Below are 14,568 nucleotides of genomic sequence, written 5' to 3'. Positions count from 1 at the left end.
TTTATAATCAATCAATTATACTATGAATTGGATTGCACTTACGGCAGGCTCTACACTCGAACAAATCCAGAAAGATTCTGCCCAACAACCTATTCTAATTTTCAAACACAGCACACGCTGTTCGATTAGTGCCACTGCCCTGAGTCGCCTCGAAAGAGCTTGGCAGCAAGGCGACGTAGCCAATACACAAACCTATTTGTTGGATTTGATTGCCTATCGAGAAATTTCTAACCAAATTGCCCAAGTGTTTGGCATCGGGCACGAATCGCCACAAATACTGCTGATTCGCAATGGCCAATGCGTATTCGATGCAAGCCATTGGGATATTGATTACCAAGATATTAAACAAAAAATAAACGCATAGCGTTAGTACACTACACCAAATTTCAATTACCCAATTTTTTACACCAAAAATCTACCTATTACACCATGTACAACACCGAAGCACTCAAAGAACTGCTTTATAAAATGGCTGATGACCAGCTAATTATAGGGCATCGCAACGCCGAATGGACAGGCATTGGGCCTTTGCTCGAAGAAGATATTGCGTTTTCGTCGATGGCACAGGACAAAGTAGGCCAAAGCCATGCACTGTACAATATTTTGCATGAGTTGGGAGAAAAAGAACCCGATACTATTGCTTTCACGCGACCTTCCGAACAGTTTCATTGCTGCCAGTTAGTAGAATTGCCTATCGGCGAATATGACTTTTCGCTTATACGTCATTTCTTGTTTGATAATGCCGAGTTAGTGCGTTTTGAAAGTCTGAGCCGCAGCAGCTACAAACCGTTGGCGCAATTAGCCCAAAAAATAAAAGGCGAAATCAAATACCACGTTATGCACGCCAACACGTGGATAAAACAACTCGGCAACAGCACAGACCACGAAGCACAGCAACGTTTGCAAACAGCCCTCAACGAGGCCATGCCATACGCATTAGGGATATTCGAACCGTCGGCTTTTGAGCAAGAGCTCATCGCAGGAGGGATTTTTGAGGGAGAAAAAGCCATTCAAAAAGAATGGCAGCAACGCATCGAAAAAGTGATAGATAGCACCAATCTTATGATGCCAGATACTACGATTTTGGCCGCCAAAACAGGAGGCAGAGCAGGCCGACATACACCTCATTTACAACCACTTCTGAGCGAAATGGGCGAAGTGTTCCGCTTAGAGCCTGATGCAAAATGGTAATCTGCTAACGTTATGAAAACCATCACAGAAGCAGTCATTTGGCAATGGTTGGAGGTAGTAAAAGACCCCGAAATTCCGACACTTTCACTCGTGGACATGGGCGTAATTACGTCCGTAACACTGGAAAATACGGGAACTGTTCGCGTGGAAATGACTCCTACATTCACGGGTTGCCCAGCCATTGAGGTAATGCGCAAGGAAGTAGAACAAACACTCAAGGCGCATGGCGTGGAGCAAATGCAAGTGCGCGTGTCTTTTGATACGATTTGGACTTCTGACCGCCTGACGGAAAAAGGTCGCGCGGATTTGCTCAAATTTGGGCTTGCGCCTCCGCCAGTACATGAGCAAATATTTGACATAGATATACTTAGCCATGTACCTTGCCCTAATTGTGGTAGTACCGACACGGTTTTGCGTTCGCCTTTTGGCCCAACGCTATGCCGTTCGTTGCACTATTGCCACAGTTGCCGACAAGGTTTTGAGCAATTCAAACCATTATAAAATATTCTTCGATTATCAGTAAAAAAGATATGACTCGTTTTCGCGCTTTTTTTTATGCGGCTCTGGTGGCTGCCACTTTCCAAACGGCTTGTAACAATTCGGACAGTTCGGGCAATTTGTCGGTAGAACAATTGCAAAAACGCGCCGATTCGCTTAACGTGGAAATGGATAAGTCGTGGGCGGAAATGATGCGCTCCGACGACAAGAAAATAACTCATATACAATGGCTTATGAGCAAAATGGATTCGTTGGGTTATTGCCATACGGATTCGCTGCCAAGTGCCTGCGACACGTTGCAGAAATTATACACGCGCCTGACTAAAGAGCGTTATACGCCTGCAACCATGAGCAATAGTTTGCTTATCGACAACTACGATTTGCGTACCGATTCGCTTTTAGACGGCATCAGTCATGTGCTGGAGCAAAAACCAGACTCGCTGACCAACCCGACTATCAAAGATTTATACCAAAAAATCAGGCAAGCCGACGACAGCGTTATTTATTTCCATAGCCACTACGACAAGCAAGTGGACAGCTATAATGCCTTTTTGGATTTTCATGGCGAAACACTCGAAAAAGCAGGCTATCCAGCCGACCGCGTACGCGAAAAACCATTATTCAGACCTGTAAAATAACGCCTAATTATCAACTAAAAAGCCGCTGCAATCCATGAATTACAGCGGCTTTTTAGTATATCAATATTTTGTTTTCTTAAATAGCACCTTCCAATACTTCTTTGATAGGAACGCGTTTGCCATCTTTATAACTCACGATCCACGCGTCTTTTACGCCCATTTCGCGCAAATATTTCTTGAATGTGTCGGCCTCCCAATAGTCGCGGAAGTAGCCCAATGTATATTTTTTAGAACCGTCTTCGTCCACATCACCACTAAAATTAGGGTTATTGTTAAAGTATTTGGCCAAATCTTTATTCTTAAACGAACCAATCTGCACTTTAAAAATAATGCCTTTGCTCGAGCCTGCTGGCTTGGTTGCATCCACTTCGGTTTTGCCTGCTGTTTTAGCACCTGCACCACTCTTCTTTAGTTGGTCGAGTTGAGCTTGTAGCTTAGCATTTTCGGCTTTTGTATCGTTCAGCTCTTTTTGTGCATCGTTAATGATTTCATTCAGGCGTTTTACTTCGCCTTGCGATTGCTCACGTTCTTGCACAATTTTCTTAAATTCTAACGGGTCTGTTGCTTTCAGTTTCTTAGCCCATTCTTTTTTGTCGTCTTGCGAATACGCAACGGTTGCGGCAGTAAGTGTCAAGAGCAACCCCAGAAAAAATCTTTTATCCATATAGCCTGTTACGTTCAAATATGTAAGTTTTTGTGCATGGTGGTAAAAATACAAAAAAAAGATTAGCTACAAAGTATTTATTCCAAATCCCCACAAAAAAACCCCGAATGTGCTAAACAAACGGGGTTTTTCTCGTAAAAATAATGTTTTAAGTTTATTTCAAGCTACCAACCATGTCGGCAGGAATTACCCATTCGTCAAATTGCTCAGAGGTAAGCAAGCCCAATTCGATGGCTGCTTCACGAAGCGTTTTGTTTTCTTTGTGTGCCTTTTTAGCAATTTTGGCCGCATTTTCATAACCGATGTGCGGGTTAAGAGCTGTTACGAGCATCAAAGAGTTTTCAAGATGTTTCTTAATTACGTCGTAGTTTGGCTCGATACCTACCGCGCATTTGTCGTTGAACGAAACGCAAGCGTCACCGATAAGCGTAGCCGATTGCAACACGTTGGCAGCGATTACAGGCTTAAATACGTTCAATTCGAAATGGCCAGTTGCACCACCCACCGAAACGGCTACGTCGTTGCCGATTACCTGCGCACAAACCATCGAAAGAGCTTCTGGTTGCGTTGGGTTCACTTTGCCTGGCATGATAGACGAACCTGGTTCGTTGTCTGGGATAATGATTTCGCCAATACCTGAACGTGGGCCAGAGCTTAGCATACGCACATCGTTCGCAATTTTCATGAAAGAAACAGCCGCACGTTTGAGCGCACCCGAAAGTTCTACCATCGCATCGTGAGCAGCCAACGATTCAAATTTGTTTGGAGCAGTTACGAATGGCAAACCTGTAAATTCAGCAATTTTAGCTGCAACCAACACGTCATAACCTTTCGGTGTGTTAAGGCCTGTACCTACGGCAGTGCCGCCCAAAGCCAATTCTTTTACAGCTTCCAACGCATTACGCAAAGCACGAATGCTATTGTCGATTTGTTGTACATAACCCGAAAACTCTTGGCCAAGCGTAAGTGGTGTAGCGTCCATGAAGTGCGTACGACCCACTTTCACTACGTTCATATATTCTTCTGCTTTGCTGGCCAATGTGTTACGCAATTTTTGCATACCAGGGATTGTAACATTTACCACTTGGGTGTAAGCGGCAATGTGCATCGCTGTTGGGAAAGTATCGTTAGACGATTGAGACTTGTTTACGTCGTCGTTCGGGTGAAGCACTTTTTTCTCGTCCAAAAGAGAACCACCTTTTAGCACGTGCGCACGGTTAGCAACCACTTCGTTTACGTTCATGTTGCTTTGCGTACCCGAACCAGTTTGCCAGATTACGAGGGGAAATTCTGCATCAAGTTTGCCAGCGATGATTTCTTCGCAAACTTGCGCGATAAGGTCGCGTTTTTCGGCAGAAAGTACGCCAAGTTCATGGTTTGCATAAGCTGCCGCTTTTTTCAAATAACCAAAAGCATAAATAATTTCTTTTGGCATACTGGCCTCAGGGCCAATTTTGAAGTTGTTGCGAGAGCGTTCTGTTTGTGCGCCCCAATACTTCTCGGCAGGTACTTGTACCTCGCCCATCGTATCTTTTTCTATTCTGTATTGCATGACTTTTTATTGAAAAAGAAAATGAAAATATGTGAGTTAAAATTAACTGAAAATGAAATACTTATATATAAAATTGCAACCTTTTAGGGGTTTTATATAAAATCAAAATTATTTGCGTTGAAGCTGCGCGATGAAACGTTCTTTGTCCGAAATCACATCTAACAATTCTTTTACGCGACGCTCCGACTCTTCTTGCGTAGCTTGTAATTCTTCCGTGTTTTGGCGCATTTCTTCTTCTTGCGCACGCATTTGCTCGGCCTGCATTTGGGCATCAGCCAAAAGGCGTTTGGTTTGCTCATTGATGCGAATAGCCGACAAAGTACTGGCAATGCTTTCGCCAATTTTTTCCACAAAAGCGATTTGATGTTCCTCGAAAGGATGGAAAGCCGCCAGCTCTATCGCTCCAAAAACTTGTTCGTTGATTTTGAGCGGAACCACCAACAAATAACTTGGATTTTCGCCACCAAGCCCCGACGTAATACGCAAATACGAGGTTGGAATATCGGTGAGATAAATCGTATCGCCTTCGGCAACGGCCTCTCCTATCAGCCCTTCGCCAAGCTCTACGCGGCGTTGCAAATACTTCGTGCGGTCGTAGGCATAGCAGGCCAACATTTCGATGTACGTGTCGTGTTGGTTGGTGTCGTTGAGGCTGAACAAACCGCCTTGTGTGGCCTTCACATATTTCACCAAATTAATGATTACTTCGTGTGCCAAACCTTCGATGTTGTCGGATTGCTTGCGCAAAATTTCGCCCACGTGCGCCACGCCTTCCGTAGCCCATTGGCGTTTGGTGTCTTCGGCGGCCACTTGTTGCAGTTTGTCGCGCATGTTCACCAAAGAACCTGCTAATGTATTCTGATTCAATGTTTTATTTTCGTCGGTAAGGCCGTTAAATTCCACATCAAATTTGCCTTCGCCTACGCTGCTAATAAAGTTGATGGCGTTGGTAAGATTGGTAATGAGGCTTTGGGTAACAGCTTGCTCATCCGTAATATCGAGGTGATGCCCCAAGTTGAGCAACAAATTACGATTGTTATTGTCTATATTTTCAAAAATTTGGAGGCGTGACGCTTTTTGGTCGCGAGTATTTTTGATAGCAAATAAAATAATAGCTATTACAAAAATACTTCCTACGATTCGGAATACTTGGCTACTTTTATTCTGTCTGTCTAGGCTGTCGTTGCGTTCTGCCAACAAATCGGTTTCTATTTCGCTCATATCAGCAATAATGAGGCGAATATTATCCATTATGATGCGGCCTTTATCAGTTTTCACCAGCTTAACGGCTTCGTTCAAACCATTGTTGCGGCGAGCAGTAATGGAGTTTTCCATTTCGTCAAATTTTTCGGCAACTTTAGCTGAGAGTTTGGCCAAGTTCTTACGCTGTTCGGGATTGTCCAGCAGTTTTTTAAGATTGTCCAGTACGTTATTGGATTGCGTACGAGCTGCCAAATACGGTTGCAAATAATGTTCTTCTCCCGTAATCAAATAACCACGCTGGCCTGTTTCGGCATCTTTGATAGCAATCGAAAGCGCATCTACTTGTTGCAAAACATTATAAGTATGAATCAATTGATTGCTATTTTCTTCGAGTGCCGCATCATTAGAAAACGTAATAAACGTATTGACAATCAGAACAAAAACCGAAAAAGCAAGTAATATTTCGATGGTCAGGTTTTTGACTTTACGCCAAACGAGTTCAAAGTTTAATTCCGTCATATTTTTGCTACGTTAATGAGGATAAATTGCATCGGGTTGCTACTGGGCAAAAGTCGTAAAAAAATGCTTAAGAAACAGAAAAGCATTGTATAAAATCTGCTGGTAAAAATTGTATTAGTTGGCGGGTTTGGTACACCAAGCCGAAAGCCCCGTAATCATGTCGGCGTGGCCGAAAGCGTCCGAAGGGCGATCCGTGCGCACCAAAAGCCAATATAGCGGAAAAAGCGCATATCGCAAACCTTTGCGCAAAAGTCTGGGCGCAGAGCCATAGCCCACCCACATTCCAAGCATTTGCGCCAAAGCCCTATTCCAGCCTCCAAGCGAATGAAGTTCGGGTGGCAAAAAGCCAGCATTTTGAATATGTCTTCGGAGCGAAAAAGGCGTGTAACGATATTCGTCGTGTGGCACTTCGTGCAAAAGCCACAGAAACGGCACGGTCAAAAACAAGTTTCCGTTGGGGCGCAAAACCCTGAAAATCTCGCGCAAAACCGCTTCGGGGTCAGCGCAATGTTCCAGCACTTCTGTCAGGATTACAGTATCTACACTTTCGTTGTCGAGCGGAATTTTTTGGCCGTCCCACAACAAATCGGGCTGCGTGGTATAAACATTGGCCTTGTAGTCGTACACGTCCAAATCCAAACCAATGTATGTTGTTGCTTTGGTTACATTACTCAAAACCAGCGGTTTATATGGCATATTTCCGCAACCTACATCCAATACAACGCCTTTAAATTTGGGTAAATTTTGATGCAAAGCCGTTAGTACGCCTTCGCGGGTTGTGTAATGGTGCATAGACGATGGCCTACACTTTATTTTGGTAAAACCCGCCGACAAATCCTGACTCATCGAATTATTTTTAGTTGAAAAATCAATACAAAATGCTGCTTATACACGCCAAAGCTGCCGCCACGACGTGAATTTTTCAGAACGGTAAATGTATCCATAAAATTCGTATAGCACAAAAACCAAACTCGGCAAACTCGCCGTCAGTGTGCCCAACGCGATACCAGCCAAACCAAACCACCGATAAAAAATCAGCGATAACACAATATTCAAACCTGCTTCAAACAAAGAAAAATAAGAAACGCGTTTGTGTACGCCCATGCCCGTCAGGAACGCCGAAGGCACGTGCAAAATCGCATGTATCAGCATATAAAACGCAAAAATGCGCATAATGACAGGGTCAAAACGGCCCGTATCGTCGCCCAACCAAAGTTCCAACACTTTTATTCCCAAGAAATACAGAAAAAGAAAAGCGGGTACGGCCACCCCTGCCGTAAAAACCAACAAACGGTTATGAATTTGCAGCAATTCCGAGTATTTATGTTGGCTGTTGAGTGTCGTAATTTTGGGTAATTTCATGTCCGAAATTTTCATGATAAACTTCAGGGCAATGTCTGGAATGCGATATGTTTGGGCATACACGGCCACAAAAGCCGTTCCCGCCAACTTGCCGATCAGCAAATTATCCGAATAAAAAACGATTTGGTAGCCAATCCCAATCAAGAAATAATACAAACTTGGTTTGGCCATTTCTCGAAAAGTGATTTTGTCGTAATAATGATGGCTTAGGCGAAAATCTAATATCTTTTTTGCTTGCACGTACAAGGCGATCACATAGACAAACGTAACGCCAAACGTAGCCCAAACAATCCCAACAAGACCATAACCCATTTTTACCATCAAGAAAATGAGCAGGTTAGTAAAAATAATTTTGAGCAGTTCCAGAAAGTTTTTTTCTACAATCTTCGCCGACGAAAGCATAATGTTATAGAAAATAGAAGAAAGAAACGATAACAAAAACGTACCGTAAGCAGGCCAAAAAGCCAGTTTTGCCACGCGTACATTTTCGGGCGAAATCTTGAAAAAATGCTCCATTCCCCAATAAATCACAAAAGCGACTACCAAGCCCACCGCCGAAAAACCAACTAACGAATAAAAAACCGTACTAACTAACTTACTGATTTCCTGCGGGTTGTCGCGGCGTTTGGGCAGCTCGGTGAGCAGCGACTGCAAAAAGCCCATGTTCGATAGCCCAAAATAAGTGATGATGGTGGTGAGCAAAACCCAAATCCCGAACTCTTCCGTGTTGAGTTGCTTCCAAGTGTAAGGCGTGAGAAAAAACAAAGCAGCGTAATTAACCAACATGATTAAATACGTGCTGCTCAGATGTTTAATAAAATTTTGATTCTGGACTACTTTGCCTTTTACGTTTTTTATCATTGGCTTGAAAAATAAATTTTTATTGTTTTGGCTGCGCTGCTGGACAAGAGGCCAAAACTTTCTTGATTTCACGCACCGACTCCAACACTCGCGGCGAAGGGCGCGAAGTCAAATCGTCGTTGAGTTCGTACACGCATTTGTTGCGGTACGCATTCACTTGTTTTAGTTCGGGGTACAAGCTAAAAAACGTGCTGTCCATTTTTCCGAAAGTTCCCCCAAAAATAACGTCTGGATTCATCTTTAGAATGTACTCGCGCATGAGTTCGGGATAAATTTTAGCAAAAACCGTATCAATGGCATTCTCGCCACCCGCCAAACGGATTTTATCGGTCATCAATGTGTTTTTTCCGTAAGCATAAATCGGGTTTTGCCACGTGATAGCCAACACTTTAGGCCGAGTCTTCGGCATTTGGGCTTCGGCTTCAAACGTGCGCAATTCCGCTTCGAGCGAGTCGAGTACGTGCGTTGTTTTTTCGGGTTGTTGCATTAGGTTGCCCATCATGCGCAAATCGGCCAGCAAATCGGAAGCCGTAACGTAGCGTTGAAAATAGACAGGAATACCCAAACTTTTGAGTTTCTCGGCATTTTCGGGCGAGGTCATGCCTTCTTCCGTGAAAATAATATCAGGCTTTAGGCCTACAATCGTTTCTATGTCAAGCGGATACGCCGAAATTTTCTTTTTGTTTTTAACCGCTTCAGGATAATTACAAATGCTGGTAACGGCCAAAATTTGCGAGTCGGCACAAACAGCAAACAGCATTTCGGTCATGGCGGGCGAGAGCGAAACCACCGTGTGCGGCGCGTGTGGCATGATTATTTTATTACCCAAATCGTCGGTAAGTTGCAGCGACTGATTCGTCGCTTTTTCGGTCGGAGCACTACACGAACTGAGCAGGCCGCAAGCCAACGCAAGGCCAAAAAGTAATTTTCTGATTTGATTTATAAGGTGCATTTGTAATTTTGTTTGCCAATTTTAATGAGTTAGACAATTATGAGAGTTGTAGAAGAAATCGTACGTCCCGAATCCAAAATCACTATTTTTTCGTGGAACGGGAAATTTATTATTAAGTTCGAACAAGACGTTTTGGAACAAACCTACAAAGTAAGCGAACTTGACCTTACCAGCGAAGCCGATGTAAAAACGATTCTGTCTGAGGCGTTTATCGCAACCGTAGAACAGCGTTTTGCCCAAATGCGCAAGGATTTTTATACGGCAATGGACGGGATTTAATCTAAGTCCACGTGGTGTTTCCAACGCCTATGCGACCAAAGCCAGTTGGACGGTGCGCGGCGAATAGCCGCTTCCGTTTGCCTGACATAACCTTCCAAAATTTGGTGAGAATTTTTGTCGTAAGGCGGCTTGGCAATATCGTGATAGGTCACTTCATAAAACCCGCGTTTGACGCGTTTCATTTCAGCAAAAATAACAGGATAACCCAACGAGTAAGCCAACCGTTCCGTACCCGTAAAAAAGGCAGTCGGGCGATGCAAAAACAACGTTTTGTAGGCTAATTTGGGCGAAGATGGCGTTTGGTCGGCTACCAGTGCCACTACGCGCACTTCGTCTTTATAGCGGAGGCTTTCACGCAAAATTTGGGTGTCGGCAATGAGTTTTGCGCCAAAACGCGAGCGAATCGACAGCATTACTTTATCAAAAAATTGATTGTGCAAAGGCTTATACGCGCCGTGCGTCGGGTACGAAAAAGCCGTACCGCAACCTGGCAGCAACCATTCCCAATTGCATTGGTGTGTCGTCATAATGAGCACGGGCGTACCCGCGTCGAGCATATCAGTAAGGAGCGGTAAATTAGTGGTTTGGACGCGTTGTTGCATCTGTTCTACGTTCATATCCAGCACTTTAAACGTTTCCACAATCACATCGCATAAGTTGCGGTAAAAATCTTTACTGATAGCGTCCAGCTCGGCGGCAGATTTTTCGGGAAAACATTTTTGCAGATTTTCGATGATGACTTTACGACGATACCCAATCACGTGCGCCATCAGCACATACAAGAAATCTGAAATAAGATACAATGCCCAAAAAGGCAGTTTGGAGATAAGTCTGATAAAAAACATAAGTAAAAACAAAAGCCAAAATTGGGCGCAAACCTGTAAACTTAACAACAAAAATAGTAGGTTTGGGGCAAATGTAGCTCTAAGATGTAAGTGAGCGAAATTTTGCTATTTTTTTTCGGACTAAAAGAAAGCCGTCTAAATTTGTGCGGCAAACCTCCAGAACCTTATCGTACAACTATGGGATTATTTGATTCTTTTGGCAAAATGCTTAACGTAAATGAATTTGTGGCCAATCTGACGGGCTATTTGGAAAACCGCTTGGCACTGGCCAAAGTGGAGATGCGCCAAGAAATTAGCGATGCGATTGGCAAACTAATGTTTTTTTTGGTCATCGCATTCGTTGGCGTAATGGCACTGATAATGACCAGCATTACACTTGGTGCATTCTTAAATTTTATATTTAATAGTCAATTTTTAGGTTACTTAATCGTTGCTTTTTTATATATTACAACATTTGGTTTATTAATGCGCTTCAGGGAACACCCTACCGTAAAAGGTAAAATAAACAATGCCATATCTCGTTTTTTTAAAGAAAAAAATAAGTTAAACACCGATGAATCTCAACAATCCAGCAACACGCAATAGTTTCAGCAGCGACGACGACGAAAAAGACTTTTTAAGCCAAAGCACAGACCGCTTTAAACAAGCCCTCGAAACCCAATTACAAGATTTTAAGAAAAATGCTGGCTATTGGGCGCGTACAGGTGCAATTGTGGGCGGTGTGTTGGTGGTTACTTACTTTGTTACCAAAAAAGTTTTCTTCTCAGGAAAAAGTAAGAAACAATCTGGCAAAGCCGACGGCATAGCCGTAGCAGAACCCAAACAGGATTCGTTAATTATTTCTATGATAAAAAGCTCAATTGCAACGTTTTTACTCTCTATTGCCAGAGAAAAAATCATTCAATTTATTGAGCAAATGAACAACAAAAATGACGCAGGAGCCGACAAAAACGCTGTTTCAAAAACTTATTCAAAATAAACAATTAGGGAAGAAATCTTTTGCGGTGCTTATTGATCCAGACAAGGTCAATATGCACCGCCTTTCTGACATGGTGGCGCAATGCCATGCCCATGAAGTAGCCTATTTTTTTGTGGGCGGGAGTCTTATCGCCTCCGACGGGCTGCACAGCTTGGTTACGCGTCTGAAAGAATTGAGCGATATTCCTGTCGTATTGTTCCCTGGCAGTAATTTGCATTTGGTTTTTGAAGCCGACGCGATTTTGTTTTTGTCCTTGATTTCGGGGCGCAATCCCGAATTTTTAATTGGGCAACACGTAGCCGCCGCGCCATTATTGAAAAAAAGTAAATTAGAAATTTGGCCAACAGGCTATATGCTCGTGGATAGCGGCGTACAAACAACCGTTTCGTACATCAGTAACACGACCCCGATTCCTTACGACAAAAATTCGGTAGCAGCCTGCACCGCCATGGCGGGCGAAATGCTTGGCCTCAAACTCATGTATCTGGACGCGGGCAGCGGCGCACAAAAACCAGTCAGCGCACGCATGATTGCAGCCGTAACCAAAGCAACCGATACGCCCCTGATTGTAGGTGGCGGCATTACCAACGCGCAAGCGGCTCGCAGCGCATTGGAGGCAGGCGCAGACGTGATTGTAGTGGGCAATGGCATCGAAAAAGACCCTTCTTTGCTCGTAGAAGTGGCCAAAGCCGTACAGGAACTAAATGCAAAAACTGAATATCTGCCCTAAAACTTGCACGAAGTAGTTTGTGTGCGTTTTGGGAAAATAATACTCTTTTTTTATAAACACCCACCAAAAAATACAACCAACAAACATTGCTTTTGTACAAAAGCAATTACAATTATATCAAGGGAAAGCGATTACAAATCAATGTCTTGCACGATGTTTTACAAAATTAAATATGGCAAAACCAACAATATACCATATTTAACCAACCGACAAATATTCAAATAAAAAATAAACTATATAGTATAAACTTAACATAAAACAAGCAAGAAGCAGGCATTTTTACTGTAATTATTCGTGGGATAATGCTTTTTGTCAATCCTTTTGTATTTTTATTCTATATTTTTTATTAGGTTTGTAGCTACATTCGGGTAGAAAGTCCTAAGAAATCTATCTTCACAGATAAATCCTTTATATACTCCATGAAAAAGAATATTTTAAGCATTGCAATTCTAAGCACCGCATTACTACTGTATAGCTGTGGAGGCGAAACTAAAAAAGAAACAGAAGAAGACCCATTGGCTGAAACAGAGACTGCGACAGATGCAAACTCAGAGGTTATTTCTCCCGCGGTGTTCAATGATGTATTGAACTCCATCCCTTCTCCTATCGAAACCTCGTCGCTTATCAAAGAATCGGGCGGCAAATACGACAAAACGTTCCTAAATCCGACTAAAAATACAGGTAATTATACTACTAATTACTACAAAGCACTGAACCTGGGAATTTATGGCACGGATCTTGGTTACACGAATATGTACAGCCAAAGTCAGGATGCAATTTTCTACATGGACGCAGTGCAAGAAATGGCCAAAGGACTGAATATCAGCCAGTTTTTTGACATTACAACTATCAAGCGTTTGGCAACGAACAGCAACAATTTGGATTCGCTTTTATTGATTACAACTTCCAACTTGCAAAAAATCAATGTGCATTTGCAAGAAAAAAGCCAAGCGAATTTGAGTTTACTTATCGTAGCTGGCGGCTGGATGGAAGGTCTGCATCTGATTTGTAAAGTAGCAGAACAAAAACCAAACGACAAGCTCAAAGAAAAAATCGGCGAGCAAAAGATTATTTTAGGCCGTTTGGTGGTGCTGATGCGCAACAGTGCTAAAGACGAACAAACAAAAGCGTTTTTGGCTGACATCGAGAAACTCTCTGCTGCCTACAAAGACGTAACCATTAACGAGCGCATTGAGGGCGAACCCCACATGGAAATTGTAGATGGTATTCCGACTTTGGTGGATAACAAAACGACAACCGTATTCATTAGCGATGAGCAAATCAAAACCATTACCAGCCTCACTGCTGAAATTCGGGACAGAATTATCAACAAAAAGTAAAACCTTCAAAATTAATCACAACATGAAAAAGCTCCTTATCGCAATTGTAACATTTTGTTTCTTTGCCATGTTGCCGAAGGCTTCATTCGCGCAATGCGATGCCGAAAAGTTTATGGATAATTGTAACGCCAAGCTTGCCAACGGTTACAATTTCTTGAAAAGTTTCTCGATTGATGGTGGAAAAGCAACCAGCGGAAAAGTAGAATACTCTTACGTTTTCAGTAAAGACAGTAACTATTTGATGACGCTTTGTAGCAAGGAAGGCGATGCCAAGAAATTGGTTGTTACGCTTTTCGATGCTAATCGTAAAGAATTGGGCAGCAATTTTGATGCAAAATCAAACTCGTTTTTCCCTGCTTTTGCTTATAAGTGTTCTGCAACAGGCATTTATTACTTGTCATTCTCTTACCCTAACGGACAAGGCGAATGCGCGGGTAGTGTATTAGGTTTCAAACGCCAATAAATTAAGTCAAGAAAATGCAATATTTGAAAACAGCCTTTTTGTCTCTGGTAGTGATGGCATTAGCTACTTTAGCTCCAAATAAGTCTTATGCCCAATGCGATGCCGCTGGCTTCATCGACCACTGCAATGGCAAGTTAGTGAACGGTTATAACTTCCTTAAAAGTTTCTCCATAGACGGCGCAAAAGCTGGCAACGGTGGAAAAGTAGAATACTCTTACGTTTTCAGTAAAGACAGTAACTATTTGGTTACGCTTTGTGGAAAAGATGGCGATGCTAAAAAACTCATCGTTACGCTCTACGATTCGAACCGTAAAGAATTAGGTAGCAACTTAGACAAAGCCTCTGGGGCATTTTATCCCGTGTTTGGCTACAAATGCTCTGCCACAGGTATTTATTATTTGTCGTTCTCGTATCAGGGCGGCGGCGAATGTGGTGGTAGTGTATTGGGCTTCAAACGCTAAATAATTAGGCAAACAAAAAAGCTTTTTATTT

The 14,568-nt window shown here is 42.8% G+C and carries 18 protein-coding genes; 11 read left to right on the top strand and 7 right to left on the bottom strand.

Translation table 11 applies throughout. The features are described from left to right. The first annotated feature begins 22 nt into the window (after positions 1-22). From ytxJ to BM090_RS11540, 4 genes are all read left to right on the top strand, one after another. A complete protein-coding gene (gene ytxJ / locus BM090_RS11555) occupies positions 23-364 on the top strand; it encodes a bacillithiol system redox-active protein YtxJ (RefSeq protein ID WP_091512800.1) in 342 nt (113 codons plus the stop codon). A 65-nt stretch (positions 365-429) separates the two neighbouring features. After that, positions 430-1,191, top strand: coding sequence for a 1,2-phenylacetyl-CoA epoxidase subunit PaaC (gene paaC, locus BM090_RS11550; RefSeq protein WP_091512797.1), 762 nt, complete (start codon positions 430-432; stop codon positions 1,189-1,191). Positions 1,192-1,203: 12 nt separating this feature from the next. Continuing rightward, positions 1,204-1,692, top strand: a complete 489-nt coding sequence (gene paaD / locus BM090_RS11545) for a 1,2-phenylacetyl-CoA epoxidase subunit PaaD (RefSeq protein ID WP_091512794.1) — start codon at positions 1,204-1,206, stop codon at positions 1,690-1,692. 29 nt (positions 1,693-1,721) lie between these two features. Then, positions 1,722-2,327: a hypothetical protein gene (locus tag BM090_RS11540; protein WP_091512790.1), complete on the top strand. Its 606-nt coding sequence runs from the start codon at positions 1,722-1,724 to the stop codon at positions 2,325-2,327. A gap of 76 nt (positions 2,328-2,403) precedes the next feature. Here BM090_RS11540 and BM090_RS11535 read toward each other — a convergent pair whose 3' ends face one another. The 6 genes from BM090_RS11535 to BM090_RS11510 form a co-directional block, all read right to left on the bottom strand. Further along, positions 2,404-2,991: an SPOR domain-containing protein gene (locus tag BM090_RS11535; RefSeq protein ID WP_091512897.1), complete on the bottom strand. Its 588-nt coding sequence runs from the start codon at positions 2,989-2,991 to the stop codon at positions 2,404-2,406. Between the two features lie 154 nt (positions 2,992-3,145). Then, positions 3,146-4,543, bottom strand: a complete 1,398-nt coding sequence (gene fumC / locus BM090_RS11530) for a class II fumarate hydratase (RefSeq protein WP_091512786.1) — start codon at positions 4,541-4,543, stop codon at positions 3,146-3,148. Positions 4,544-4,651: 108 nt separating this feature from the next. Beyond that, positions 4,652-6,265, bottom strand: coding sequence for a CHASE3 domain-containing protein (locus BM090_RS11525; RefSeq protein WP_091512782.1), 1,614 nt, complete (start codon positions 6,263-6,265; stop codon positions 4,652-4,654). 114 nt (positions 6,266-6,379) lie between these two features. Further along, positions 6,380-7,111 (bottom strand): class I SAM-dependent methyltransferase, encoded by a 732-nt coding sequence (locus tag BM090_RS11520; RefSeq protein ID WP_091512779.1) that lies wholly within the window; start codon positions 7,109-7,111, stop codon positions 6,380-6,382. A gap of 39 nt (positions 7,112-7,150) precedes the next feature. Further along, positions 7,151-8,488: a lipopolysaccharide biosynthesis protein gene (locus tag BM090_RS11515; RefSeq protein ID WP_091512775.1), complete on the bottom strand. Its 1,338-nt coding sequence runs from the start codon at positions 8,486-8,488 to the stop codon at positions 7,151-7,153. 19 nt (positions 8,489-8,507) lie between these two features. Further along, a complete protein-coding gene (locus BM090_RS11510; protein WP_091512772.1) occupies positions 8,508-9,440 on the bottom strand; it encodes an ABC transporter substrate-binding protein in 933 nt (310 codons plus the stop codon). Between the two features lie 39 nt (positions 9,441-9,479). Here BM090_RS11510 and BM090_RS11505 point away from each other — a divergent pair, with 39 nt between their 5' ends. After that, positions 9,480-9,719, top strand: coding sequence for a hypothetical protein (locus BM090_RS11505; protein WP_091512768.1), 240 nt, complete (start codon positions 9,480-9,482; stop codon positions 9,717-9,719). On the opposite strand, the gene BM090_RS11500 is transcribed toward BM090_RS11505, so the two are convergent. Further along, positions 9,716-10,576: a lysophospholipid acyltransferase family protein gene (locus tag BM090_RS11500; protein WP_262487665.1), complete on the bottom strand. Its 861-nt coding sequence runs from the start codon at positions 10,574-10,576 to the stop codon at positions 9,716-9,718. The two genes, BM090_RS11505 and BM090_RS11500, sit on opposite strands and share 4 nt — an antisense overlap. A 165-nt stretch (positions 10,577-10,741) precedes the next feature. On the opposite strand from BM090_RS11500, the gene BM090_RS11495 reads away from it, so the two are divergent. The 6 genes from BM090_RS11495 to BM090_RS11470 all read left to right on the top strand — a co-directional run bounded on the left by BM090_RS11495 (position 10,742) and on the right by BM090_RS11470 (position 14,537). Beyond that, positions 10,742-11,149, top strand: coding sequence for a phage holin family protein (locus BM090_RS11495; RefSeq protein WP_177199914.1), 408 nt, complete (start codon positions 10,742-10,744; stop codon positions 11,147-11,149). Beyond that, positions 11,118-11,543 (top strand): hypothetical protein, encoded by a 426-nt coding sequence (locus BM090_RS11490; RefSeq protein ID WP_091512756.1) that lies wholly within the window; start codon positions 11,118-11,120, stop codon positions 11,541-11,543. The genes BM090_RS11495 and BM090_RS11490 overlap by 32 nt, the downstream gene beginning before the upstream one ends. Beyond that, positions 11,494-12,273 (top strand): phosphoglycerol geranylgeranyltransferase, encoded by a 780-nt coding sequence (locus tag BM090_RS11485; RefSeq protein WP_091512751.1) that lies wholly within the window; start codon positions 11,494-11,496, stop codon positions 12,271-12,273. Before BM090_RS11490 ends, BM090_RS11485 begins: the two co-directional genes overlap by 50 nt. A 419-nt stretch (positions 12,274-12,692) precedes the next feature. Further along, positions 12,693-13,613, top strand: coding sequence for a hypothetical protein (locus BM090_RS11480; RefSeq protein WP_091512747.1), 921 nt, complete (start codon positions 12,693-12,695; stop codon positions 13,611-13,613). A 22-nt stretch (positions 13,614-13,635) separates the two neighbouring features. Then, entirely contained in the window at positions 13,636-14,076 is a 441-nt protein-coding gene (locus BM090_RS11475) for a hypothetical protein (protein WP_143083952.1), read from the top strand. A gap of 14 nt (positions 14,077-14,090) precedes the next feature. Continuing rightward, positions 14,091-14,537 carry a hypothetical protein gene (locus BM090_RS11470; RefSeq protein WP_091512739.1) on the top strand — a complete coding sequence of 149 codons (447 nt, stop codon included), beginning with the start codon at positions 14,091-14,093 and terminating at the stop codon, positions 14,535-14,537. Positions 14,538-14,568 lie beyond the last annotated feature (31 nt).

It is taken from the genome of Flexibacter flexilis DSM 6793, assembly GCF_900112255.1.
In the GTDB taxonomy this organism is placed as follows: domain Bacteria; phylum Bacteroidota; class Bacteroidia; order Cytophagales; family Flexibacteraceae; genus Flexibacter; species Flexibacter flexilis.
This window is presented reverse-complemented; position numbering and strand designations above follow the sequence as displayed.

Coding starts and splice junctions, on each gene's coding strand:
- ytxJ (WP_091512800.1), top strand. CDS start 23: ATGAATTGGATTGCACTTACGGCAGGCTCTACACTCGAACAAATCCAG.
- paaC (WP_091512797.1), top strand. CDS start 430: ATGTACAACACCGAAGCACTCAAAGAACTGCTTTATAAAATGGCTGAT.
- paaD (WP_091512794.1), top strand. CDS start 1,204: ATGAAAACCATCACAGAAGCAGTCATTTGGCAATGGTTGGAGGTAGTA.
- BM090_RS11540 (WP_091512790.1), top strand. CDS start 1,722: ATGACTCGTTTTCGCGCTTTTTTTTATGCGGCTCTGGTGGCTGCCACT.
- BM090_RS11535 (WP_091512897.1), bottom strand. CDS start 2,991: ATGGATAAAAGATTTTTTCTGGGGTTGCTCTTGACACTTACTGCCGCA.
- fumC (WP_091512786.1), bottom strand. CDS start 4,543: ATGCAATACAGAATAGAAAAAGATACGATGGGCGAGGTACAAGTACCT.
- BM090_RS11525 (WP_091512782.1), bottom strand. CDS start 6,265: ATGACGGAATTAAACTTTGAACTCGTTTGGCGTAAAGTCAAAAACCTG.
- BM090_RS11520 (WP_091512779.1), bottom strand. CDS start 7,111: ATGAGTCAGGATTTGTCGGCGGGTTTTACCAAAATAAAGTGTAGGCCA.
- BM090_RS11515 (WP_091512775.1), bottom strand. CDS start 8,488: ATGATAAAAAACGTAAAAGGCAAAGTAGTCCAGAATCAAAATTTTATT.
- BM090_RS11510 (WP_091512772.1), bottom strand. CDS start 9,440: ATGCACCTTATAAATCAAATCAGAAAATTACTTTTTGGCCTTGCGTTG.
- BM090_RS11505 (WP_091512768.1), top strand. CDS start 9,480: ATGAGAGTTGTAGAAGAAATCGTACGTCCCGAATCCAAAATCACTATT.
- BM090_RS11495 (WP_177199914.1), top strand. CDS start 10,742: ATGGGATTATTTGATTCTTTTGGCAAAATGCTTAACGTAAATGAATTT.
- BM090_RS11490 (WP_091512756.1), top strand. CDS start 11,118: ATGAATCTCAACAATCCAGCAACACGCAATAGTTTCAGCAGCGACGAC.
- BM090_RS11485 (WP_091512751.1), top strand. CDS start 11,494: ATGACGCAGGAGCCGACAAAAACGCTGTTTCAAAAACTTATTCAAAAT.
- BM090_RS11480 (WP_091512747.1), top strand. CDS start 12,693: ATGAAAAAGAATATTTTAAGCATTGCAATTCTAAGCACCGCATTACTA.
- BM090_RS11475 (WP_143083952.1), top strand. CDS start 13,636: ATGAAAAAGCTCCTTATCGCAATTGTAACATTTTGTTTCTTTGCCATG.
- BM090_RS11470 (WP_091512739.1), top strand. CDS start 14,091: ATGCAATATTTGAAAACAGCCTTTTTGTCTCTGGTAGTGATGGCATTA.